Source organism: Salinispora oceanensis, assembly GCF_000383575.1.
GTDB lineage: Bacteria > Actinomycetota > Actinomycetes > Mycobacteriales > Micromonosporaceae > Micromonospora > Micromonospora oceanensis.
On record NZ_KB911579.1, the window covers coordinates 1,719,499 to 1,741,134 of the forward strand.

The 21,636-nt window shown below is 72.5% G+C and carries 23 protein-coding genes and 1 pseudogene; 5 read left to right on the forward strand and 19 right to left on the reverse strand.

Annotated elements, in window-relative coordinates; translation table 11 throughout:
• Positions 1–299: 299 nt before the first annotated feature.
• The 9 genes and pseudogenes from SALPAC4_RS0107970 to SALPAC4_RS0108015 all read right to left on the reverse strand — a co-directional run bounded on the left by SALPAC4_RS0107970 (position 300) and on the right by SALPAC4_RS0108015 (position 8,649).
• Positions 300–650, reverse strand: a complete 351-nt coding sequence (locus tag SALPAC4_RS0107970) for a histone-like nucleoid-structuring protein Lsr2 (RefSeq protein WP_033660423.1) — start codon at positions 648–650, stop codon at positions 300–302.
• 117 nt (positions 651–767) lie between these two features.
• Positions 768–2,276 carry a lysine--tRNA ligase gene (gene lysS / locus SALPAC4_RS0107975; protein ID WP_019869873.1) on the reverse strand — a complete coding sequence of 503 codons (1,509 nt, stop codon included), beginning with the start codon at positions 2,274–2,276 and terminating at the stop codon, positions 768–770.
• 207 nt (positions 2,277–2,483) lie between these two features.
• Positions 2,484–3,242 carry a type III pantothenate kinase gene (locus tag SALPAC4_RS0107985; protein WP_018217457.1) on the reverse strand — a complete coding sequence of 253 codons (759 nt, stop codon included), beginning with the start codon at positions 3,240–3,242 and terminating at the stop codon, positions 2,484–2,486.
• A 122-nt stretch (positions 3,243–3,364) separates the two neighbouring features.
• A complete protein-coding gene (gene nadC, locus SALPAC4_RS0107990; protein ID WP_019869874.1) occupies positions 3,365–4,261 on the reverse strand; it encodes a carboxylating nicotinate-nucleotide diphosphorylase in 897 nt (298 codons plus the stop codon).
• Positions 4,258–5,976: an L-aspartate oxidase gene (locus SALPAC4_RS0107995; protein ID WP_019869875.1), complete on the reverse strand. Its 1,719-nt coding sequence runs from the start codon at positions 5,974–5,976 to the stop codon at positions 4,258–4,260. Before SALPAC4_RS0107995 ends, nadC begins: the two co-directional genes overlap by 4 nt.
• A gap of 129 nt (positions 5,977–6,105) precedes the next feature.
• Positions 6,106–6,371, reverse strand: a pseudogene (locus SALPAC4_RS26265) (septum formation family protein); the annotation flags it as partial.
• Positions 6,372–6,410: 39 nt separating this feature from the next.
• The gene (gene panD / locus SALPAC4_RS0108005; RefSeq protein ID WP_018255233.1) at positions 6,411–6,839 is read right to left on the reverse strand and encodes an aspartate 1-decarboxylase; all 429 of its coding nucleotides are present in this window, start codon (positions 6,837–6,839) and stop codon (positions 6,411–6,413) included.
• A 23-nt stretch (positions 6,840–6,862) separates the two neighbouring features.
• Entirely contained in the window at positions 6,863–7,711 is an 849-nt protein-coding gene (gene panC / locus SALPAC4_RS0108010; protein WP_019869877.1) for a pantoate--beta-alanine ligase, read from the reverse strand.
• The gene (locus SALPAC4_RS0108015) at positions 7,708–8,649 is read right to left on the reverse strand and encodes a Rossmann-like and DUF2520 domain-containing protein (protein ID WP_027644297.1); all 942 of its coding nucleotides are present in this window, start codon (positions 8,647–8,649) and stop codon (positions 7,708–7,710) included. Before SALPAC4_RS0108015 ends, panC begins: the two co-directional genes overlap by 4 nt.
• A gap of 180 nt (positions 8,650–8,829) precedes the next feature.
• Between SALPAC4_RS0108015 and SALPAC4_RS0108020 the strand changes: the two genes are divergently transcribed.
• Positions 8,830–9,843 carry an SAM-dependent methyltransferase gene (locus SALPAC4_RS0108020; protein ID WP_027644298.1) on the forward strand — a complete coding sequence of 338 codons (1,014 nt, stop codon included), beginning with the start codon at positions 8,830–8,832 and terminating at the stop codon, positions 9,841–9,843.
• Positions 9,840–11,006 carry an NADH-quinone oxidoreductase subunit D gene (locus SALPAC4_RS0108025; RefSeq protein ID WP_188116845.1) on the forward strand — a complete coding sequence of 389 codons (1,167 nt, stop codon included), beginning with the start codon at positions 9,840–9,842 and terminating at the stop codon, positions 11,004–11,006. The genes SALPAC4_RS0108020 and SALPAC4_RS0108025 overlap by 4 nt, the downstream gene beginning before the upstream one ends.
• Before the next feature lie 37 nt (positions 11,007–11,043).
• On the opposite strand, the gene SALPAC4_RS26270 is transcribed toward SALPAC4_RS0108025, so the two are convergent.
• From SALPAC4_RS26270 to SALPAC4_RS0108045, 4 genes are all read right to left on the reverse strand, one after another.
• Positions 11,044–12,768 (reverse strand): hypothetical protein, encoded by a 1,725-nt coding sequence (locus tag SALPAC4_RS26270; protein ID WP_080640866.1) that lies wholly within the window; start codon positions 12,766–12,768, stop codon positions 11,044–11,046.
• A 69-nt stretch (positions 12,769–12,837) separates the two neighbouring features.
• A complete protein-coding gene (locus SALPAC4_RS0108035; protein ID WP_019869880.1) occupies positions 12,838–13,842 on the reverse strand; it encodes a glycine betaine ABC transporter substrate-binding protein in 1,005 nt (334 codons plus the stop codon).
• 188 nt (positions 13,843–14,030) lie between these two features.
• Complete coding sequence (locus SALPAC4_RS0108040) at positions 14,031–14,765, reverse strand: ABC transporter permease (RefSeq protein ID WP_018731410.1); 735 nt, start codon at positions 14,763–14,765, stop codon at positions 14,031–14,033.
• On the reverse strand, positions 14,762–15,451 hold the full coding sequence (locus SALPAC4_RS0108045) for an ABC transporter permease (RefSeq protein ID WP_018731409.1): 690 nt from the start codon (positions 15,449–15,451) through the stop codon (positions 14,762–14,764). Before SALPAC4_RS0108045 ends, SALPAC4_RS0108040 begins: the two co-directional genes overlap by 4 nt.
• A gap of 2 nt (positions 15,452–15,453) precedes the next feature.
• Here SALPAC4_RS0108045 and SALPAC4_RS0108050 point away from each other — a divergent pair, with 2 nt between their 5' ends.
• Complete coding sequence (locus SALPAC4_RS0108050) at positions 15,454–16,509, forward strand: ABC transporter ATP-binding protein (RefSeq protein ID WP_019869882.1); 1,056 nt, start codon at positions 15,454–15,456, stop codon at positions 16,507–16,509.
• Here SALPAC4_RS0108050 and SALPAC4_RS0108055 read toward each other — a convergent pair.
• From SALPAC4_RS0108055 to folP, 6 genes are all read right to left on the reverse strand, one after another.
• On the reverse strand, positions 16,487–16,792 hold the full coding sequence (locus SALPAC4_RS0108055; RefSeq protein ID WP_018731407.1) for a hypothetical protein: 306 nt from the start codon (positions 16,790–16,792) through the stop codon (positions 16,487–16,489). The genes SALPAC4_RS0108050 and SALPAC4_RS0108055 overlap by 23 nt on opposite strands.
• A gap of 96 nt (positions 16,793–16,888) precedes the next feature.
• Complete coding sequence (locus SALPAC4_RS0108060) at positions 16,889–18,091, reverse strand: ABC transporter permease (RefSeq protein ID WP_033664158.1); 1,203 nt, start codon at positions 18,089–18,091, stop codon at positions 16,889–16,891.
• A gap of 120 nt (positions 18,092–18,211) precedes the next feature.
• Positions 18,212–18,751 (reverse strand): DUF3180 domain-containing protein, encoded by a 540-nt coding sequence (locus SALPAC4_RS0108065; protein WP_033664138.1) that lies wholly within the window; start codon positions 18,749–18,751, stop codon positions 18,212–18,214.
• Positions 18,752–18,770: 19 nt separating this feature from the next.
• Entirely contained in the window at positions 18,771–19,298 is a 528-nt protein-coding gene (folK, locus tag SALPAC4_RS0108070) for a 2-amino-4-hydroxy-6-hydroxymethyldihydropteridine diphosphokinase (RefSeq protein ID WP_019869885.1), read from the reverse strand.
• Positions 19,295–19,657: a dihydroneopterin aldolase gene (gene folB, locus SALPAC4_RS0108075; RefSeq protein ID WP_018745201.1), complete on the reverse strand. Its 363-nt coding sequence runs from the start codon at positions 19,655–19,657 to the stop codon at positions 19,295–19,297. The genes folK and folB overlap by 4 nt, the downstream gene beginning before the upstream one ends.
• Positions 19,658–19,659: 2 nt before the next feature.
• Complete coding sequence (gene folP, locus SALPAC4_RS0108080) at positions 19,660–20,574, reverse strand: dihydropteroate synthase (RefSeq protein WP_019869886.1); 915 nt, start codon at positions 20,572–20,574, stop codon at positions 19,660–19,662.
• Positions 20,575–20,913: 339 nt separating this feature from the next.
• Between folP and SALPAC4_RS0108085 the strand changes: the two genes are divergently transcribed.
• A complete protein-coding gene (locus tag SALPAC4_RS0108085; RefSeq protein WP_018737253.1) occupies positions 20,914–21,225 on the forward strand; it encodes a hypothetical protein in 312 nt (103 codons plus the stop codon).
• Positions 21,226–21,239: 14 nt separating this feature from the next.
• Entirely contained in the window at positions 21,240–21,602 is a 363-nt protein-coding gene (locus SALPAC4_RS0108090; protein ID WP_018217477.1) for a hypothetical protein, read from the forward strand.
• Positions 21,603–21,636 lie beyond the last annotated feature (34 nt).

The following is a 21,636-nucleotide window of genomic DNA, read 5'->3' on the forward strand; positions in this document are numbered from 1 at the left end:
GCCCAACCGTCCACGCTCAGCAGGTGTTCCGGTAGCAGCGCTGCTACGCGCAGAGCGAAATTCGACCGCCGCCGGATCGACCCCGCGACACCCCCGAAACCCGCCACCGGACCAGAAACAGCCCACCCGCCCCAAGCCAAGGGCGACACCGCGGGCCCCACCGGCGGTAGCGCCGCCCAACCCGCCAACGCCGGGCCGAGACACGGCAACGCCGGGCCGAGACACAGCAACGCCGGGCCGAGACACAGCAACGCCGGCCCGGAGTCTGCACTCCGGGCCGGCGTCCGCCAGATGCCGAATCAGTGGCCGGCGCGAGCGTGGTACTCGTCCACGATCTCCTGCGGGATGCGACCCCGGTCGGAAATCTCCTTGCCGGCCTTCTTGGCCCAGGCCCGGATCGCCTTGTTCTGCTCCCGATCGGCGGTGGCACCGCCCCGACCCCGGGCAGCCCGGCCGCCCACGACCACGCCGCCCCGGCCCACCTTCGTGCCGTTGGCGACGTACGCGGCGAATACCTCCCGCAATTTCTCGGCGTTGACGCTCGACAGGTCGATCTCGTACTGAACGCCGTCGAGGGCGAACTTGACGGTCTCGTCAGCGTCCCCGCCATCCAGGTCATCGACCAGCTTATGAATGATCTGCTTGGCCACGTCCCACATTCCTTTCCAGCAGGGTGCAGCGGTTCTGCGAATCCCGCAAGAGCACAATAACCCGGATGCCGCTCCGCGCGTCAATAGGATCCGGTTACGAGTCGGGTAGCCCGACCGTCACTCCGGTCGGACCAGCGGGAAGAGGATGGTTTCCCGAATTCCCAGGCCGGTCAGCGCCATGAGGAGCCGGTCGATTCCCATTCCCATACCACCAGACGGTGGCATTCCGTACTCCAGGGCCCGGAGAAAGTCCTCGTCGAGCTGCATCGCCTCGTCGTCGCCCCGCGCCGCGAGCCGCGCCTGAGCCACCAGACGTTCCCGCTGAACCACCGGATCCACCAACTCGGAGTAGCCCGTACCCAGTTCGAAGCCGAGTACGTAGAGGTCCCACTTTTCGGTCAGGCCCGGCTCAGTGCGGTGGGCCCGGACCAACGGGCTGGTCTCCTCGGGATAGTCCCGCACGAAGGTGGGCGCCAGCAGACCCGGGACGACCAACTCCTCGAACAGTTCCTCGGCCAGCTTGCCCGGACCCCACTTCGGGTCGACCGCCAAGTCCACCTTGTCCGCGTACTCGACCAGGCGGGTCCGCTCCGTACGAACCGTGACCTCCTCTCCGAGCGCTTCGGAAAGAGATCCGAACAACGTCACGGAACGCCACTCACCGCCGAGGTCAAACTCACGACCGTCCGCGTGGGTCACCACCGTCGAGCCGCCGACCGCGAGCGCCGCCCGCTGGATGAGATGACGGGTCAACTCACCGATCGTGTCGTAGTCGCCATACGCCTGGTAAGCCTCGAGCATCGCGAACTCCGGCGAGTGCGACGAGTCAACGCCCTCATTGCGGAAGTTACGGTTGATCTCAAAGACGTGATCTACGCCACCAACGAGCGCGCGCTTGAGAAATAGTTCCGGAGCGATTCGTAGATAGAGGTCAGTGTTGAGGGCATTGCTGTGGGTCACGAATGGGCGAGCAGCCGCACCGCCGTGCAGCAGCTGGAGCATCGGGGTCTCCACCTCGAGGAAGCCCCGATCGTGCAGGGACTCCCGCAGGCTACGGACCGCGGTCGCCCGGGTACGCACCATCTGCCGGGCCTGCGGACGAACGATGAGGTCAACGTAGCGCTGCCGGACCCGGGCCTCCTCGCTGAGCGGCTTGTGCGCCACCGGCAGCGGGCGCAGGGCCTTCGCGGTAACCGCCCACTCCTGCGCCAGCACCGACAGCTCACCGCGCCGGCTGGTGATCACCTCACCGGTGACCCCGACGAGGTCCCCGAGGTCCACCAGCTGCTTCCAGTCCGCGAGCCGCTGCGCGCCGACCCGGTCCAGGGAGAGCATGGCCTGCAGCTCGGTCCCGTCGCCGTCCCGGAGCGTGGCGAAGCAGAGCTTGCCGGTGTTCCGCACAAAGATCACCCGGCCGGTGACCGACACCTGGTCCCCGGTGGCCGTGTCGGTGGGCAGGTCGGCGTAGCCCTGGCGGATCTCGGCGAGCGTGCTGGTCCGCGGATAACCGAGCGGATACGGTTCGATCCCCTCGGCGAGCATCCGGTCCCGCTTCTCCCGGCGGACCTTCATCTGCTCCGGAAGGTCGTCGGCGGGGTCAACTGGTACGGCGTTCTGCTCGATCACGGCGCGCTTCCTCAGGCAGGGAATTCGGGCGGGGTCAGCCCCCGAGCGTACTCAAGGGCTCTCGCGGGGGACATCGGATAGCCAGCCGCCATGACCGAACCCACGCCCGCACCAGCGTCCGGGGGGCGAAGACGACCGATAACGACCGCGGTAGCCGGAGTCACCCAGCGCTGACTACCGGTCGTACCGTACTCGGGAGGTCCTGGCTCACACGTTACGGTCGTAGACCATCCGGAGCCCGATCAGAGTGATCATCGGCTCATGATGGGTGATCGTCCGGCACTCCTGCATCACCAACGGGGCCAGCCCGCCGGTGGCGATCACCGCCTTGACCGTGCCCAGCTCCTCCACCATCCGCTCAACGATCCGGTCCACCTGCCCGGCGAAGCCGAAGTAGAGGCCGGCCTGCAGACATTCGACCGTGTTCTTACCGATCACCGACCGCGGCCGCGCGGCCTCGACCTTGCGCAGCTGGGCGGCGCGGGCCGCGAGCGCGTCGAAGGAAATCTCGATGCCGGGGGCGAACGCCCCGCCGAGGAACTCGCCCCGCCCACTGATCACGTCGAAGTTGGTGGTGGTGCCGAAGTCGACGACGATCGACGGACCGCCGTAGAGGTTGTACGTCGCGAGCGTGTTGACCACTCGGTCGGCGCCGACCTCCTTGGGATTGTCGATGGCGAGCTGTACCCCGGTCCGCACCCCGGGCTCAACGATCATGTGCGGCACATGGGCGTAGTAGCGGTCCAGCATCGTACGCACCGACCGGAGCGCGGCGGGCACCGTCGAGCAGGCCGCCACTCCGCTGATCTCCACGTCGGCGCCGGAGAGCAGGCCCCGGAACATCAACCCCAACTCATCCGCGGTCGACCGCGGATCGGTGTTGATCCGCCACGAGTGCACCAGCTTGTCGCCATCGAAGGTCGCCAGCACGGTGTTGGTGTTTCCGATGTCGATGCAAAGCAGCACACCGACAGCCTAGACAACCGCCAGCGCGGGCCGGAGCCCACGCCGCGGCGGGCCCCCTCGCCCGCCGCCCGATCGCCGGGTCCCACCCCGAGGGCCACCGGACCGACCGGCGGCCCGCTCCCTCACTCCGTCCGTAGGTCCAGCGCGATATCCAGAATCGACGACGAGTGGGTGAGCGCGCCGACCGACAGGAAGTCCACCCCGGTCGCCGCCACCTCGGCCGCCACGGCCAGCGTCAGCCCCCCGGTCGCCTCCAACTCGGCCCGCTCCCCGACCGCGCTCACCACCTCACGCAGCAACTCCACCCCCATGTTGTCGACCAGCAGGAAGTCGGCGCCCGCCTCCACCGCCTCCACCGCCTCGGCCAGGGTGTCCACCTCCACCTGCACCCCCACGCCCGGGAAGGCCGCCCGGACCCGCCGGTACGCCGCGGCCACCCCACCGGCCGCCAGCTTGTGGTTGTCCTTGACCATGGCCACGTCGTGCAGGCCCATCCGCTTGTTGGTGCCGCCGCCGGCACGAACCGCGTACTTCTCCAGCGCCCGCAGGCCCGGGGTCGTCTTCCGGGTGTCCAACACCATCGCCTTCGTGCCGGCCAACGCGTCGGCCCAGGCCCGGGTGTGGGTGGCGACACCGGACATGCGGGAAAGCAGGTTCAGCGCGGTGCGTTCGGCGGTGAGCAGCAGCCGGGTCGGGCCGGTCACCGTGGCCAGCACGTCGCCGCGGGCCACCCGCTGCCCGTCCTGGGCGACGAGCGACACCGCCACCGTACGGCCGGCTCCGGTCACCTCGCCCACCAGCTCGAAAACCGCGGCGGCCACCGGCAACCCGGCGACCACCCCGTCGGCGCGGGCGACCACGTCCGCCGTGTCAACCTGGCTGTCGGGGATCGTGGCGACACTGGTCACGTCGAGAAACTCCGGCCCCAGATCCTCCAGGAGCGCGTCGGTGATCACCCGTCGTACGCGCTCCGGGTCCAGCCCCACCGCCCGCAACAAGCCCTCGGTCTCCCCGGTCACGTTCCCTCCCCACGCTCAGCAACCCCGAACCCCCGCCACCCTTGCATCAGCCGGCCCTGCGGATCAATGGCGCCGACCAGGTGGCCACGCCACCGCTCGTCGGCCACCGGAAAGTCCTCCCGCCAGTGGCAACCCCGGGTCTCCTGCCGCGCGGTGGCGGCAGCCACCAGCACGGTCGCCACGGTCAGCAGATTCGTCGCCTCCCAGTCCGCGGTGCGGGGAACTCCCTCGGCGTCACCGAGCGCGGCCAGGGCAGCCGCCGTGTCGGCCAGGGTGGCCGCCGACCGCAACACGCCCGCGCCCCGCGTCATCGCCCGTTGCAGGTCGGGAACGCCGGCGACGGGGAGCACCCGACCCGTACCCCCCACCCAGGCGCCGGTCGGCGCCGGACGCAGCTGCTCCGGCAGACCGGTCGCCAGATCGACCGCGATCCGGCGGGAGAAGACCAGCCCCTCCAGCAACGAATTGCTGGCCAGTCGGTTCGCTCCGTGTACACCGGTGCAGGCGACCTCACCGCAGGCGTACAGGCCGGGGATGGAGGTCCGGCCGTGCAGGTCGGTACGGACACCGCCGGAGGCGTAGTGCGCCGCCGGGGCCACCGGAATCAGGTCGGTCGCCGGATCCACGCCGATCGCCAGACAGGACGCGACAATGGTGGGAAAGCGGCGGGCAAGGAACGCACCGCCGAGGTGCCGGGCGTCGAGAAAGACATGGTCCGAGCCGGTGGCCAGCAGCACCCGGTGGATGCCCTTCGCGACCACATCCCGGGGGGCCAGCTCCGCCAGCTCGTGCTGCCCGACCATGAACCGCTTGCCGTCGGAGTCGACCAGCTGGGCTCCCTCGCCCCGCAGCGCCTCGGAGACCAGCGGCTGCTGGGCGTGCCGGGCCCCGTCCGCCCGGGCGGACGGCGGGACGATCAGCGCGGTCGGATGGAACTGGACGAACTCCACGTCAGTGACGGTGGCCCCGGCCCGCAGCGCGAGGGCCACCCCGTCTCCGGTGGAGACCGCGGGATTGGTCGTTACCCCGAAGACCTGCCCCATCCCCCCGGTCGCGAGCACCACCGCGCGCCCGAGGATCGCCCCGACGCCGTCCTCGCTGCCCTCACCCAACACATGCAGGGTCACCCCACAGGCGGGGCCGAGCCCGTCCGGACCGTCACCGGCGGCCCGGAGCAGGTCCAGCACCAGGGCGTGCTCGACGAGCCGGATCCACGGATCCCGACGTACGGCGGCGTGTAGTGCCCGCTGCACCTCCGCACCGGTGGCGTCGCCACCCGCGTGCACGATCCGGTCCGCTCGGTGCCCGCCCTCCCGGGTAAGCATGAGCGAGCCATCCGGGTTGCGGTCGAACTCCGCGCCGATCCGCATCAACTCCCGCAGCCGGGTGGGCCCCTCCTCGACGAGGACCCGGACCGCCGCCGGATCGCTGAGGCCCACCCCGGCGACCTCGGTGTCCGAGGCGTGGGCGGCGGGCGTGTCGTGCGGATCGAGCACCGCGGCGATGCCGCCCTGCGCCCAGCGCGTCGAGCCCTCCTCAATGTCAACCTTGGAGACCACCGTGACGTGCAGGCCCGCCTCCCGTAGGTGGAGCGCGGCGGTTAGCCCGGCGACACCGGAGCCGACGACGATCACGTCAGTCGTCTCCACCCACCCGGGCGCGGGCGCCGCCAGTAGCCGGGGCAGGGCCGGCCAGTCACCGGTCGGTAGGTCCATCCCCACAGTCAACCCGAACAACGCACGCAGGAGGCGGCGGGGGCGAGACGAGTGGTTTGGGCAACGCCGTACCCGACCGCGCCGGTCTGCCCTCCGACGAGGCCGAAGCAGAGCGCAGCCAGCTCCCCGTCACCGGTTCCGAACCGGCAACCGGGCCGGACCGGCCCCCCCTGCAGCGACCCGGTCACCCGGCGATCGCTGAGCCACAGGTAACAGCGGACCCCCCGATCGCCGACCTTCCACCGGCCGGCACTGGGTGGACGGACGACCACATCGACCCGCAGCCGTAGCGTCGGGTCGTCGGGCACCTCCGCGAAGCGCGCGATCTCGCTGCGGCAGCCCGCGTAGAGCGGCGCCCAGTCCGCGTCCGCGGTCGGGTACGAGGCCGATGCCGCGCCCGCCCACCAGCGGCGACAAGCGGGCGTGCGGCCTGGTCAGGCCAGCGAGTCCGCCAACGGGTTGGGGACCGGCGCCCCCGCCGTCCCGGGCGCCGCCGTGGCCGCATCCGCGGTCAGGTCGACGATCCGGTTACCCGAATCGACGTGCACGATCCGCGGCTGGTAGGTACGCGCCTGCGCGTCCTCCAGCTGTCCATACGCGATCAGGATGACCAAATCACCCGGGTGGACCAGGTGGGCGGCGGCGCCGTTGATGCCGATCACGCCGCTGCCTCGCTGCCCCGGGATCACATAGGTCTCCAACCGGGCGCCGTTGGTGATGTCCACGATCGCCACCTGCTCGCCCGGGAGCAGGTCGGCGGCGTCCAGCAGATCCTGGTCCACCGTGACCGAGCCGACGTAGTGCAGGTCGGCCTGGGTGACCGTGGCCCGGTGAATCTTCGACTTGAGCATGGTGCGCAGCATCAGACGCCTTTCGTGAGGGTGGGTCAGAAACGCGGGGCGAGCTCGACCGACACGTTGTCGATCAGACGGGTGGTGCCGACCCAGGCGGCCGCGAGCAGCCGCGCCGGGCCGGTGACGGGCCCCGGCTCCAGCTCCGGATCGGTAAGCACCAGGTAGTCCAGTTCGACGCCGGGCGGGCCGGAGTCGAGAGCAGCGTGCGCGGCGGCCAGCACCGCGCCCGCGCCCGCGCCCCCGGCGGCGGCGGCGACCCCCGCCCGCAGGGCCCCCGACAGGCTCAGCGCAGCCGCCCGCCCGTCGGGCGACAGGTAACGGTTTCGGCTGGACAGGGCCAACCCGTCCGGCTCCCGGACCGTCGGCACGCCGACGATCTCCACCGGCACCTCCAGGTCGCGCACCATCCGGCGGACCAGGGTCAGCTGTTGATAGTCCTTCTCGCCGAAGAACGCCTGGTCCGGCCGGGTGAGCTGGAGCAGCTTCAGCACCACGGTCAGCACCCCGTGGAAGAAGCCCGGGCGGCTCTGCCCCTCCAACTCCTCACCGAGCTGGCCCGGGTTGACCCAGACCCGGGGCTGGCCCTGCGGGTAGAGCTCCGGTGCGGCTGGCGCGAAGACCACCGCCGCACCGGCCCGACGGCAGATCTCCAGGTCCTCGTCGAGGGGGCGGGGATACCGGTCGAAGTCCTCGTCCGGCCCGAACTGGAGGGGGTTCACGAAGATCGTGACCACGACGTTGTCCGCCTGCTCCCGGGCCGCCCGCAACAGGGTCTCGTGCCCGGAGTGCAGGGCACCCATGGTCATGACGACGCCAACGGTGCCGGTCAGCGCCTCCCGCGCCGCCGCCAGGTCGGCACGGGTGTGTACCAGCTTGGTCACGCAGCCACCTCCCGATCCCGCCCACCCAACACCTCCAGCACCGGCTGCGCCGCCGCGGGCTGCAGCCGGCCGGCCGCAATCACGCGGTCCGCCGTCCGTCGAGCCAACGCCAGGTAGGGGCCCACCGATTCCGGCGCGGTCGCTCCGAGCTGGGTCAGGTGCCGCTGCACGGTGCCGGCGTCACCCCGGGCGATCGGTCCGGTCAGCGCATCGTCCCCGAGCCGCAGCGCGTTGTCCAAGGCGGCCCGCAACAGCGGGGCGAGCACCCGCTCCGGCTCGGTCACCCCGGCGTCCCGCAGCCGGTCGGCCGCCTCGTTGACGAGGGTGACCAGGTGATTGGAGCCGTGCACGAGGGCGGCGTGGTAGAGCCCTCGGTCCGACTCGGCGACCCACTCCGGTACGCCGTTGAGGTCGGCGACGAGCCGGGTGGCGAACGAGCGCAGCCGCGCCGGGGCGGTCAACCCGTACGAGACGCCGGGCAGCCGGGTGAGATCGTCCGGCGTACCGGTGAAGGTCATCGCGGGGTGCAGGGCCAGCGGGCTGGCCCCGGCCCCCACGACCGGCGCCAGTACCGCCAGGCCGTGCGCGCCGGAGGTGTGCGCGACCACCTGACCCGGACGCAGTGCCCCGGCTTCGGCGAGGCCGGCGACGACCCCCGCGAGGGCGTCATCCGGCACCGCCACCAGCAGGAGATCGGTGGCAGTGCAGGCTACCGAGGTGGCCGGCCGCCGCGGCACGTCGGCCAGGAGCAGCGCCATCCGCGCGCGTGAGGCGGCAGAGCCACCCGCCGCGGCGACGACCCGGTGCCCGGCGGCGGCGAGAGCGGCGGCCAAGACGGCACCGACCCGGCCAACGCCGATCACGCCGATGGTCAGAGAACGGGGAATGGGAGCGTCAACGGCCTGATCGGCAGGACGCGGAGGCAGCGAAGCACTCATCACGATGATCCAGTCCTTGGAGGGGTACCGGTCGTTTGCAAGTATGCGTCGCGGTGCCGGAACCGGGACAGGGAGGTGTGAAAACGTTCACCACCGGTGGTTCGGGGAGACTCGTTCGCCACCGAAGGCGACGAGCGGGGCCGCTCCAGAAGCGGGGCGGCCGGACCGAAGGAGGAGCTGATGTCGATCCGCTGGCGGGACGCGATGGAGCGGGCGCTGTACGGGCCAACCGGCTTCTTCGTCTCCGGTGGTGGCCCGGCCGACCACTTCCGGACCAGCGTGCACGCCTCCCCGGCGTTCGCGGCGGCCCTGCACCGGCTGATCGCCACCGTTGACGCCGCCCTGGACCACCCGGACCCGCTCGCGGTGGTCGATGTCGGAGCGGGGCGGGGCGAACTACTGCGCACCCTGCGGGCCAGCACCGCCGCGGCCACCGACACATCCCTCGCGCGCCGGCTACGCCTCACCGCCGTCGAACGCGCGCCGCGCCCCGCGGAGCTTCCCGCGGAGATCACCTGGACACCGGAGATCCCCGCGGGCGTCACCGGCCTCCTGCTGGCCACCGAGTGGCTCGACAACGTCCCGCTGGACCTGGCCGTGGCCACCCCGGCAGGCTGGCGGTACCTCCTGGTGGACCCCGCCACCGGCGAGGAGGCGGTCGGCAGCCCGGTCAGCCCGGAAGACGCGGACTGGTTGGCCCGGTGGTGGTCGCCGCCGGCCGACAGCCCCGGCACCCGCGCCGAGATCGGCCGGACCCGCGACGACGCCTGGGCGGACGCCGTCGGGCGACTCGACCGTGGGCTGGCGGTCACCGTGGACTACGGGCACCTCCGGCAGGCGCGACCGCTCGTCGGGACCCTGACCGGCTACCGGAACGGGCGGCAGGTCCCACCCGTACCCGACGGATCGTGCGACGTCACCGCGCACCTCGCCGTCGACTCGGTCGCCGCCGCCGGTACGCAGGTCGCGCAGCTCCCGTACACCCTGGTGGCACAGCGGACGGCGCTGCGGGCGCTCGGCGCCGACGGCCGCCGCCCACCGCTGGCGCGAGCCAACACCGACCCCGCGGGATACCTCCGGGCCCTCTCCGCGGCGTCGGCGGTGGCCGAGCTGATCGACCCGGCGGGCCTCGGTGGGCACTGGTGGCTCCTCCAGCCGGCCGGCATCACCCTCGACCCACTCGTGGCACCATGACAGGCATGACCACGGACGCCGATCTCCGCGAACTGACCGTCGGCACCGGCGCCGGTGGGGAACAACTCGGCACCGACATGGTGCTCAACATCGGTCCGCAGCACCCCTCGACGCACGGCGTACTCCGGCTGCGGCTGGTGCTCGACGGCGAGCGGGTGGTCAGCGCCGAACCGATCGTCGGCTACATGCACCGGGGCGCGGAGAAGCTGTTCGAGGTCCGCGACTACCGGCAGATCATCGTGCTGGCGAACCGGCACGACTGGCTCTCCGCGTTCGCCAACGAACTCGGCGTGGTGCTCGCCGTGGAGCGGTTGCTGGGGATGGAGGTTCCGGAGCGGGCCACCTGGCTCCGGATGGCGCTCGCCGAGCTGAACCGGGTCCTCAACCACCTGATGTTCCTCGGCTCGTACCCGCTGGAGATCGGGGCGATCACCCCGATGTTCTACGCCTTTCGGGAACGGGAGACGCTCCAGGCGGTGCTCGAGGAGGTCTCCGGCGGGCGGATCCACTACATGTTCAACCGGGTCGGTGGGCTCAAGGAGGAGGTGCCGGCCGGCTGGACCGGGCGGGCCCGGGCGGCCATCGGCGAGGTCCGGCAAAGCCTGCCCGACCTGGACAACCTAATCCGGCGCAACGAGATCTTCCTGGCCCGTACCGTCGGCGTGGGGGTGCTCTCGGCGGCCCAGGCCGCCGCGTTCGGCGCCTCCGGACCGGTCGCCCGCGCCTCCGGCCTCGACCTCGACCTCCGCCGGGACGAGCCCTACCTGGCGTACGACCAGCTCGACGTGCCGGTGGTGACCCGCACCGCCGGTGACTGCCACTCCCGCTTCGAGGTGCTGCTCGACCAGGTGTACGTCTCGCTCGACCTCGCCGAGCAGTGCCTGGACCGCGTGGACCGGCTCACCGGCCCGATCAACACTCGGCTACCGAAGGTGCTCAAGGCGCCCGAGGGGCACACCTACGCCTGGACCGAGAACCCGCTCGGCATCAACGGGTACTACCTGGTGTCCCGGGGGGAGAAGACGCCGTGGCGGCTCAAGCTGCGCACCGCGTCGTACGCCAACGTGCAGGCGCTGGCCACCCTCCTGCCCGGTTGCCTGGTGCCGGACCTGGTCGCCATCCTCGGCTCGATGTTCTTCGTGGTCGGCGACATCGACAAGTGAGCGGGCCGGCCGCGCCCGTTCGGCGTTGCCGCAACCGTCAACGCCACCGGTCGTCCCCGCTGCCGTACCGGCCCGGCTCCCGCTGGCGCGGAGGCTCTGACCGCCACCGGGGCTCGGGCTGAGGCCCGGACTGCCACCGGGGCTCGGGCTGAGGCTCTGACCGCCACCGGGGCTCAGGCTGAGGCCCGGACTGCCACCGGGGCTCAGGCTGAGGCTCTGACCGCCACCGGGGCTCAGGCTGAGGGCCGGACTGCCACTGAGGCTCGGGCTGCCACTGAGGCTCGGGCTGACGTTGCCGGGGCGGCCCCCACTCGGCGGACGCCGGGGGCAGCGCGGATCTATCCGCCGGTTCGGACCACCCGCCCCCGCCATCGGCGTGGCCGCGCGCGGGATCGGCGTGGCCGCGGCCGGGATCGTCCCGACGGACCGTGGCCCACCGCTGGTCCACCCGGTATTCGGCACCGCCGCGATCCGTCCGCACCTGCGCCCGCTGCTCACCCAGCCGCAGTTCGTGCCCCCGCTCGTCCTCGCGGACGGCGGCCCAGCGGTTTCCGGCCCGCAGCTGCGACCAGTAATCGCCCTCCACGTCGCCGCCCGCCGCAAGCTCCCCGCCCTGCTGGTGGCCCCCATGCTGGTTGCCGCCGCCGCGGTCAGACCGCTCACCGCCCCAGCCCGGGCCGTCGGGCTGGTTGGCCCAGCCCTGGTCGTCCCACTGCGCTTCGGCCCGGGCGACCTCCGGCGGCTCGCCCAACCCATGATCGGCGCGCACCCGCCCGCCCCGGTCCGACCACGACCGGTCAACGGAGTCGCCGGCGCCCGGCCAGGAGCGGCGCTCCGGGTCCCGGGTCCCGGCCTCGGCCCCGGAGCGGCGCTCCCCGCCCTCAGACCACGAGGGTCCGTCTGGGCCGGACGCCCATCGTCGGTCATAGTCGCCGACGGGGGCGCTAGCGTGGCTCCCGCCGCCGTCAACCACGGTGTGCCGGGTGACATGCACCGTCTCGGTATGCCGCACCACGCCGCGCAGGTGAGCCGCGTGCCGGCCATCCGGCTCCGGCGACCAGGCACCACCGTCGGTGCCGCCATAGGTGCCGGCGGTGCCGCCATGGGTGCCGGCGGTGCCGCCATGGGCTCCGGCGGCCCGCTCGGTGCCGGGCTGACCGGCGAAGCGGTCGCTGGCCCCATGCTCTCCGGCCGACGGGCGGAACGCGGCGTACGCCCCCGCCGCCCCGGCCGCGGAGTGGCCGCCCGGGGCGGGCGCCCGGGGCGGCGGGTCATCCGCGCGGCTCCGGTCGCGCTCGTGGTCACCCCGGTGATCGGCATCCGGAACGGCCGCCCGCCCGGCCGGCACGTCCACCGGAACCCGCGCCCGCTGCGCACCTCCGGTCTCGGCCGGTGCGGTGACACCGGCGTCGAGGCGTCGGCCGAGCGCGACAACCGCCTCCTGGGTGCGTTGCGTCTGGTCGAGCGCCTGATTGCCCCGTTGGGCGGCAGCCACGATCTCACCGTGCAGCTCATGGCGAAGCCGTTCGATCTCGCCCCGCAGCTCCCCGGCCCGGGCACCGCCGTCGGGACGCAACGCGATCGACAGGCCGATCAGCACGACGGCCAGGATGGCCAGTACGGCGGCGACCCGTAACAGCCCGTTGCTGTCGGCGATGAGCAAGACCAGCGCCGCCACCGGGGCGCACGCCACCCCGACCCGGAACAGTGCCGTGGGCAACCGCGCGTTACGCGGGTCATCGGTCACGGCCGGGACGGGCATGGCTGTGCAGCCTACCGAGAGTTGCGCCGCGTGGGAACGCCAGCGCAGCTCGCCCTGCTCCTACGGGACTCAGCCGGCGGTGAGGTCTCCATCGGAGGAGAAGACCAGACCCACGCTGACCTCGCCGGTCCGCAGAGCGTTCTTCGTCTGCGGTCCGCCGGCGTCGAGTGAGCTGAACGACCCGGCCCGGAAGTCATAAACCTCGATCAGCCCGGCCTGGCACTTCGGCCGCTGCGGGCACTCCGGCGGACCGGCCAGCACGGTCTCCTGGCCAGAGCACTTCTCGGCCAGCTCGGAGAGCGTCCGCACGCCGTGCTGGTCGGCGAAGGCACGCGTGACGGCGAAAGCGTTCTGGGTCTGGGCCGCGGCCGGCGCGCCGAGGGCCAGGTTGGCCTCCGCGCCGAGCGCCTTCAACACGGCGACCGTCTCGTCCAGGTCCGGCGAGGAGACCGGCTCGGCGTCCTCGCCGTTCGCCTTCGTGTTGAGGAACTCGGCCAGGGTGGCCGCGTACTCGGGGAAGACCTGGATCTCGCCCTTCTCCAGGGCGGGCTCGTAGAGTTCCCGGCTGCCAATCTGCTGCACCTCGACCTGGTAGCCGGCGGCGACCAGCACGATCTTGTAGAGCTCGGCGAGGGTTTCGCTCTCGCTGAAGTTGGCGGCACCGACCTTGATCGTGCCGCCGGGCCCCTTCGCGAGGCCGGCGGTGAGGTCGTGGGCGGTGGCGAACTCGGCCGCCGCGACCGCGGGCGTCTTGCGGTCCTCGTTCACGGCCTTGTTGAGCTGGATCAGCTTCGGCGTGTCCAGCGCGGCGGAGACCTGATCCAGGGCGGCGATGAGCGGCGGGGCCGCGGCATCGGCGTTGACCACGGGGATGATGTTGTCGCTGTTCTGCAGCGACTTGTCGTCGGCCAGCACGACCAGCTCGTCACCGGCGACCGGGGCACAGCCCACCCCCGTCGCCGCTGTCTCGGGCGCGTCCGTGCCCGACGAACCGGCCTCGCCGCAGCCGGTCAAGAGCCCGGCCGTGGTCAGGGCGCCGACCGCGCCGATCGCCAACCGTGTGCGTGCGTGCATGCCTGCCCGCCTTCCGTGTCCCGGCACGGCTCCTGCGCCGGCCGCGTGTCCGACGGGCGATCGGTGCCCGCGCTTCCACCCAACATCCTCCAGCCGGGTACGACAAACTCCGGTCGGACTTCGTCACCGGATCGTCACCCGGTGCCGGGGCGAGGGCCCGGGCCAGCCGATGCGCGCTGCGAACGCGGTCAGGCGCCGCTGACCGCGTCGGCCGCGCGCCGCCCCGCCCGCCGGCCGCGGTTGCGCAGCGGGCGCGGGGTGACCAGCCGCTCGACCCGCGCCAACACCAGCTCCACCAGCAGGGCGAGCCCCGCCACCAGCAGCCCACCGGCGAGGATCTGCCCGCCGCCGGCGGCGATGTCCAGGCCGAACCCGGCCCGGATGATCTGCCCCAGGCCGCCCCCGTTGACGAAGGAGGCCAGCGCGGCGGTCGCCACGACCTGCACCGCAGCGGTGCGAAACCCCGCCGCCAGGTACGGCACGGCGAGCGGCAGCTCGACCCGACGCAGCAGCTGCCCGCCGGAGAAGCCCATGCCACGGGCCGCGTCCCGGGCCTCCGGATCCACCGCACGCACCCCGGTGTACGCGTTGGCCAGCAACGGTGGGATCGCGAAGACCGCGAGCGCCACCACCACCGGGGGCCGGCCAAAGCCCAGGAAGGTCAACGGCAGGATGGTGAGCAGGGCCAGCGTCGGCACGGCCAGCGTCAGGTTGGCCACCAGCACGACCAGCCCGCCGCCGCGCCCGGTGTGCCCGAGCCAGAGCCCGATCGGCCACGCGACCAGGCAGCCCAGCAGCACCGCCGCCGCGGAGATGGCGAGATGCTCGCCGGTCCGATCCAGGATGCCGCCCGGATTTGTCCAGTTCAGCGGGTCGTTGAGCCAGACCACCGCCGCCTCGATCGGCCCCGCCGCCGCGGTCATGCCGCGCTCCGGCGACGCAGCCACGGGGTGAGCAGCCGCCCGGCACCGGCCAGGGCGAGGTCGAACACCAGGGCGAGCAGGACGCAGAGCAGCGTACCGGTCATGATCTGCGCCTTGTAGAAGTTGTTCTGGAAGCCGGCGAAGATCAATTGACCGAGCCCGCCCCGCCCCACGACCACCCCCACGGTGACCAGCGCCACCGTCGAGACCGTCGCCAGGCGCAGCCCGGTGAGGATGCCCGGTAGAGCCAGCGGCAAGTCGATCCGGAACAACCGCCCCCAGCGGCCGTATCCCATGCCCTCCGCCGCCTCCCGCACCTCGGGCGGCACCTGGGTGAGCCCGGCGAGCGCGTTACGGACAATCACCAGCAGCGCGTAGAGCACCACCACGGTGAGCACGGTCACCACCCCGATCCCCAGGTACGGCGCGAGGAAGGCGAACAACGCCAGCGACGGAATGGTGTAGAGCACACCGGTGACGGCCAGGATGGGCCCGGCCAGAGCGCGGAACCAGTACGCGGCCACGGCCAGCGGCACCGCGATCAGCACCGCGATGAGCACCGCCCGCACGGTAAGCGAGGTGTGCTCGCGCAGTGCGGTGAGGATCGTGTCAGAGTTGTCCCGCACGTACTGCCAGGAGAACCACGGGTTACCCGGGTCGGCCCGGTAGCTCAAGCGGAAGGACATGTGTGGACGCTACCCCGCGGGGATCCGCCGCCGACGAGGCGCGTGCGGCCTCGATCTCCCTTGACAAGATCGGCAAGCGTTACCCGGACGGCACCGAGGCGGTCCACGAACTGACCCTGGAGGTCGCCGCCGGTGAGCTGGTGGTGCTGATCGGCCCCTCCGGCTGCGGCAAGTCGACCGTGCTCCGGATGGTGAACCGCCTGATCGAGCCGACCGGCGGCCGGATCCTGCTCGACGGGGAGGACGTCACGCGAGTGGACCCGGTCCGGTTGCGCCGCCGTATCGGCTACGTGATCCAGAACGTCGGCCTCTTCCCGCACCAGACCATCAGCGCGAACGTCGCCACCGTTCCGCAGCTGCTCGGCTGGCCCCGCGACCGCCGCCGGCAGCGAGTCACCGAGCTGTTGGAGCTGGTCGGTCTGGACCCGGCCCAGTTCGGCACCCGCTACCCGCACGAACTCTCCGGCGGTCAGCGGCAGCGAGTGGGGGTGGCCCGGGCGCTCGCCGCGGACCCGGTGGTCCTGCTGATGGACGAGCCCTTCTCCGCGGTCGACCCGATCGTCCGGACCCGGCTCCAGGAGGAGTTCCTGCGGTTGCAGGCCGAGGTTCGCAAGACCATCGTGCTGGTGACGCACGACCTCGACGAGGCGGTTCGGCTAGGCGACCGGATCGCGGTGCTCTCCGAGGGCGGCCGCCTGGAGCAGTTCGACACCCCGGCCGCCGTGCTTGGCGCGCCGGCCACCCCGTTCGTCCGGGAATTCGTCGGTGCCGACCGGGGCATCCGACGCCTGGCCGTCACCCGGGTCACCCGGGAGACGGTCGAGCCGCTCTCCGCCGCCCCGATCTCCGCCGGACTCCCCACGGTGCCGCTCGGAGCGTCCGCGTACGACGCGCTGGGGGTTCTGTTGACCTCCGCGGCGGACCGGGTGGTGGTGACCGACCAGGAGCAGCCCGTGGGTGTCCTCACCCGATCCCGCCTGCTCGACCTGGGCCACCCCGACCACCAGAGCCGGCCCCCCGTTCCCAACGGGGCGGTCACCCCCGCAGATAGTCGATGAAGGCCGCTCGCAGCAGCGGCGCCGACTCCTCGTAGCCGTGGCCGGTCAGCTCCCGCCACAGCGCCACCGCCTCGTCGACGGTCGGCCCGACCGAGTTCGGCGCGCCATCCAGAGCGGCGGCCTCGTCGGCGTTCGGCAGGTGCCGCAGAACCGACCAGAAGAACCGCACGTCACGGCGCTCCCGCGCCACCGCGAACGCCTGGTTGCGCAGCTCCTCGGTGGAGAGTGCGTCCAACTCCCCGAACGACCGGCCGGCGGGGAAGGTCGAAGGTGTGTCGGTCATGCGGCCGAGCCTAACCGTCGAACTCCCCGCCGACCTGCCAGAACGCGGGTCCGCGCCGACCTGCTGGACGGGTCAGCGGCGACCTGTTGGACGAGGTCAGCGACGGCTGGGGTCCCAGTGCCGTCCGGTCCCCCAGTCCGGGAGCTCCCACTGATCTGTCGGGCTCTCGGCCGGCTGGGGCGGCAGGGCCGCGGCCCAGTCCGGGAGCGGCTCGGGCCGCCGCACGTTCCAGTCGGCGGGCAGCTGCTCATCGACGTCGGGGCGGTCGGCGGCCGCCTCCCGATCGTCCCGCGACCCCCCATACGCCTCGACCAGCCGGGTGACCACCAGCCCCACCCCGAGCACCACCGCCCCGACCGCCCAGCGACTCGCCGAGAGGCCGCTCGCCCGCAGGTCCGCGAGGACGAGCGTGACCAACGAGACGGCCAGCAGGGTACCGAGGACGCCACCGCGGCGGCCGAAGGCACTGGTGCCGGCGAGCAGCGCCGTTCCCACCGCCAGGACGGTCCAGTCCAGCCCCGACCCCACCGCGACCGAGCCGACAGCGGGAGTCCCCAGTAGGGAGCCGGCCAGCACGGCCAAGACGCTGGAGCTGACCAGCGCCCAGCCGGCCACCACCGGGGCCAGCACGCCCTGCCGGCGGGCCGGATCGGTAACCGGACGGAACCGGCCGACCAACCGACGGATCGGCCGTAACGCGCCGAACAGCCCGCCGAGCACGGCGAGCGCTGCGAACCCGGCGAACAGAAAGAGCGCGTCGCTCGTCGGGTCGTAGCTACCCTGCGGCAGAACCGGGTCACTGTGCCGCTCGATGTACCCGACCAGCGCCGCGCCGGCGGCGAGGCTGGCCGCCCAGGCGGGGACGTGCAGCACCGTCACCACGAACGCCAGCAGCAGCCCGCCGAGCACCCCGACGGCGATCGCCGGGCCGAGGGCGGCCAGCGCGCCCCGGTCCCCCTGCTCCGCCATGTGCAGCGCCGCCGCGACGGCCGCCGGCCCGATCGCCAGATTCACCGCCGCGGTACGCAGGCTCAGCCCGGCGGCGAGGGCCAGCAGCCCGAGGACGGCACCGTCAACGAGCAGCGACCGCAGGCCGTCACCCCGCAGGGTGTCCGGGTTGTCCCGCCAGAGCAGGTACGCGACTCCGGCCGCGCCCACCAGGAGCAGGAGCTCCCAGACGAGGTGCACGCCGAGCCGGTCCCGGCCAGACTCGACCTGGACGGGATCCGGGCCAGGGACGACGGGGTGGGCACCGGGGGAGAGCTCCGCACTGCCTCGCACCGACTCGTCGTACCCCATGCAGCCGCCCTCCACCTGGCCGTCCGTCCCGGGCCCGATGCGCGAAACGGTCCGGGGGCAGCCGTTACTCTCCGGTGGCAGGCACCGTACCCGCGCGGCAAGCGCGGCGGAAGCCCAGGCTCAGCGCTGGCCGGAGCGGCCTTCCCGGTCGCCGGGCTCGCGGTCCTGGTCATCCTCCTGCTCCGGAACCCGGCAGGAGCGCTCCAACCAGAGCGCGGCGGCCACCAGCGCCAGGGCGGCGAGCAGGCTACTCCCAGCCACGTTCCGGTCGCTCGCCGCGACCTGGGTGGACTCCACGAACAGCCACCCGGTCAGGCCCGCGTAGAAGCCGACGAAGATCGCCCCCGCCAGCGCGGACGCCTTCGCCAGCACCACGAGGCGGGCAACCAAGAGCGGGTTCACCGGCTCCTTCCCCGGCCGGCGCGCGATCCGGGCCCGGGTGTTCACCGCGGCGTACGCCTCCAGCACGGCGAGCCCGGCCAGGGTGACCACCGGCAGCCAGGGCAGGTCGCCGGGGAGGTAGTCGTAGTAGAAGAAGCTGATCAGCAGCCACGCCACCCCGGCGGCGGCGAGGCCGGCGACCACCAGTGTGGAGACCCGGGTGGGGCCCAACCGGCCGGGGCCCGCGCCGTCCGGAGGTGATGACCTCGACCGCGTCATGCCCGCCGGCTCCGCTGCCTCATGCCGTTGACTCTAGCCCCACTTCGGGGCAGGGACGCAGCTGCAACGCGTCCGCACCGACCGGCGCCGAGTTCAGCAGGTCGGTTACCCAGCCGTGGCCCGGCAGCCGCCCGTACGGTTGCAGGTCGAGCCAGGGCCGCAGGACGAAGGCGCGCAGGTGGGCGCGGGGGTGCGGCAGCGTCAGCTCGGGATCGTCCCGGAGCACCGGCGTGCCGTCCTGGGTCCAGACCGCGATGACGTCAACGTCGAGGGTGCGGGGCCCGAACCGCCGCGCCGGATCGCGCTCCCGGCCGGCCGCACGCTCGGCCGCCCGGGCCCGCGTCAGCCAGTCCTCCGGCGCCGCTGCGGGATCTACGGCCAACACCACGGCGTTCAGGTACGCGGGCTGGTCGCGGTCGCCCCAGGGCGGAGTCTCGTAGACGCCGGAGACCAGAAGCACGGACTCACCCAGCGCGGTGACCGCCGACCGCAGGTGGTCGGCCCGGTCGCCGAGGTTGCTACCGAGCGAGAGCAGGGCGCGGGTCACGAGACGGACCTGGTCATGGTGACGGCCACGTCGGTGAAGCTACCCGAGATCGGAGCCTGCGGCTTGTGCACCGTCACCGTGGCGCTACGGACCCGGGGGTCGGCCAGACAGACCGTGAGGAGCCGGTCGGCGAGGGTCTCGATCAGATTGACCGGCTCCCCGGCCACCACCGCGGTCAGCCGCTCGGCCAGCTCGCCGTAGTGGACGGTGTCGGCCACCTCGTCCGAGCGGGCGGCCGGGGCGAGGTCCAGCTCCAGCAGCGCGTCCACGACGAAGTCCTGCCCGTGCGCCCGCTCGAAGTCGTACACCCCGTGCCGGCCGTGCACCCGCAGGCCGGTCAGCTCGATCCGGTCGGCCATCACTACTCTCCCCCGGCCCGGGCGCCGCCGGTGGCGGCCGGCCCGGACGATCTGGTGCCGGCTGGCCCGGACGACCTGGTGGCGGCCAGCCGGGGTGATCCGGTGGCCCGCCAGACGGCCAGCGCGTCGGCGGTGGCGCGGACGTCGTGCACCCGTACTCCCCAGGCGCCGGCCGCGACCGCGAGCACGCTGGTGGCGACGGTGGCGACCTCCCGACCCTCGGTCGGCCGCGGCGTGCCGTCAACGGCGAGCAGCGCGCCCAGGTGGGACTTGCGGCTGGCGGCGAAGAGCAACGGGTAGCCGAGCGCCAGCAGCTCCGGCAGCCGGGCGCTCAGCTCCCAGTTGTGGGCGGCGGTCTTCGCGAAGCCGAGCCCCGGGTCGATGACGATGCGGTCGGCCGCCACCCCGGCGGCGAGGGCCGCCTCGACCCGCTGCGCCAGCTCAGCCTTGACGTCGGCGACGACGTCGCCGTAGCGGGCCAGCTCCCGCATCTCGCGGGAGTGCCCGCGCCAGTGCATGAGCACCCAGGGGCAGCCGGCGTCCCGGACCACCCGGGCCATGTCCGGGTCGGCGAGCCCACCGGAGACATCGTTGACCACCTGCGCCCCGGCGGTGAGCGCCAGCTCGGCCACCCGCGCCCGGGTGGTGTCGATGCTGACCGGCACGCCGGCGGCGGCCAGCTCCCGGATCACCGGTCGCACCCGGGCCGCCTCGATGTCGGCGGCCACCCGGTCTGCCCCGGGTCGGGTGGACTCGCCACCCACGTCCACCAGGTGGGCACCGTCGCCGTGCAGCCGCACGCCGTGTGCGATGGCGGCATCGAGATCGGCGTAGCGTCCGCCGTCGGAGAAGGAGTCCGGCGTGACGTTCAGGATGCCCATCACCACCGGGGACGCGGCCTGCACCAGATCGGTCACAAGGAGACCGTACCGGTCCTCGTTGGCGCTCCCGCGGCACCCGGCCCGGGGGCGCTGACGTGCGGTTCGGTGCAGGTGTGGGGTCGGACGACAGAGTCGGATCGGGGTCATTCTTCGTGGCTTGTCGCAGACAGTGGGTGGCCGTACGCTTTGGAATTGCCGAGCATCGAGATGGCGAAGCCTGGAGGGAGGGCCGAAGCGGGAAAATCCGCCCAGGACCCACCCGCTCGTGGTGGGTGACGACCGCGGCGGCCTAGCCGCAACGTGAGCACCGTTCCCGCCAGGCATGCCTACTGCACCGCCGCGGCGCCGCCGGCCGCGAAATGGGGAGGTTTTCCAGTGATCGCCATCGAGCTGACGGAGGCGGCATCGTCCGCCGCCCACGCTCTCACCGCCCTGAGCTCGACACCGCTCGCCGAGCCGGCGCCCACCGGCATCGACACCGAAGGCGTCGTCGGCTTCTTCGCCAGCAAGATCGCCCCGATCCTGTTGGCCGTCCTGGGCGTCATCTTCATCGGGCGGGCGAGCCGGGGCGAGATCTCCAAGGTGCTGACGAGCTCGGCCATCGCGATCGTCGGCCTGGCCTTCATCGCCGGGGCCGCCACCCTCTTCTTCGTCGGTGACTACCTGATCGACCTGATCTTCGAATAGGCGCGGGCACGAGCATGCGGCTGCGCACCGACGACGACATCTACCGGGCTCGCCTGGTCTACCTCGGGCCCCCCGGCTACACCCTCCCGGTCCACCTCCCGTACGCCCAGTACGGGCTCTTCATGCTGCTCGTTCCCCTCTACATGTTCGTCCACTGGTTGTTCACGCTGCAGGTCGAGCTCTTCCCGGCGTGGGAGATCGCCCTCGCGATCGTGACCACCTCGTTCGTCTTCCGGTACGTCGACCCGGACCGGCCCGCGCGGATGGTGATCCACACCGCGCTGACCGACTGGCGACGCACCCGGGAGCCGGCCGCCGAGCAACGTGACCCCCGCCTGGTCGGCAGCCGGATCAGGATCCGAGAGGAACTGGCATGACCGGGCAGTGCAACGACGCGGGTGAGGCGGTCGC

Bases quoted from the DNA above. Each gene is read 5' to 3' on its own strand.
- SALPAC4_RS26270 (WP_080640866.1), bottom strand. From the start codon at position 12,768: ATGCCCGTCCCGGCCGTGACCGATGACCCGCGTAACGCGCGGTTGCCC.
- SALPAC4_RS0108020 (WP_027644298.1), top strand. From the start codon at position 8,830: ATGTCGATCCGCTGGCGGGACGCGATGGAGCGGGCGCTGTACGGGCCA.
- folB (WP_018745201.1), bottom strand. From the start codon at position 19,657: ATGGCCGACCGGATCGAGCTGACCGGCCTGCGGGTGCACGGCCGGCAC.
- panD (WP_018255233.1), bottom strand. From the start codon at position 6,839: ATGCTGCGCACCATGCTCAAGTCGAAGATTCACCGGGCCACGGTCACC.
- SALPAC4_RS0108035 (WP_019869880.1), bottom strand. From the start codon at position 13,842: ATGCACGCACGCACACGGTTGGCGATCGGCGCGGTCGGCGCCCTGACC.
- SALPAC4_RS0108025 (WP_188116845.1), top strand. From the start codon at position 9,840: ATGACAGGCATGACCACGGACGCCGATCTCCGCGAACTGACCGTCGGC.
- SALPAC4_RS0108060 (WP_033664158.1), bottom strand. From the start codon at position 18,091: ATGGGGTACGACGAGTCGGTGCGAGGCAGTGCGGAGCTCTCCCCCGGT.
- SALPAC4_RS0108055 (WP_018731407.1), bottom strand. From the start codon at position 16,792: ATGACCGACACACCTTCGACCTTCCCCGCCGGCCGGTCGTTCGGGGAG.
- SALPAC4_RS0108065 (WP_033664138.1), bottom strand. From the start codon at position 18,751: ATGACGCGGTCGAGGTCATCACCTCCGGACGGCGCGGGCCCCGGCCGG.
- SALPAC4_RS0108090 (WP_018217477.1), top strand. From the start codon at position 21,240: ATGCGGCTGCGCACCGACGACGACATCTACCGGGCTCGCCTGGTCTAC.
- SALPAC4_RS0108015 (WP_027644297.1), bottom strand. From the start codon at position 8,649: ATGAGTGCTTCGCTGCCTCCGCGTCCTGCCGATCAGGCCGTTGACGCT.
- SALPAC4_RS0108040 (WP_018731410.1), bottom strand. From the start codon at position 14,765: ATGACCGCGGCGGCGGGGCCGATCGAGGCGGCGGTGGTCTGGCTCAAC.
- SALPAC4_RS0107995 (WP_019869875.1), bottom strand. From the start codon at position 5,976: ATGGACCTACCGACCGGTGACTGGCCGGCCCTGCCCCGGCTACTGGCG.
- SALPAC4_RS0108045 (WP_018731409.1), bottom strand. From the start codon at position 15,451: ATGTCCTTCCGCTTGAGCTACCGGGCCGACCCGGGTAACCCGTGGTTC.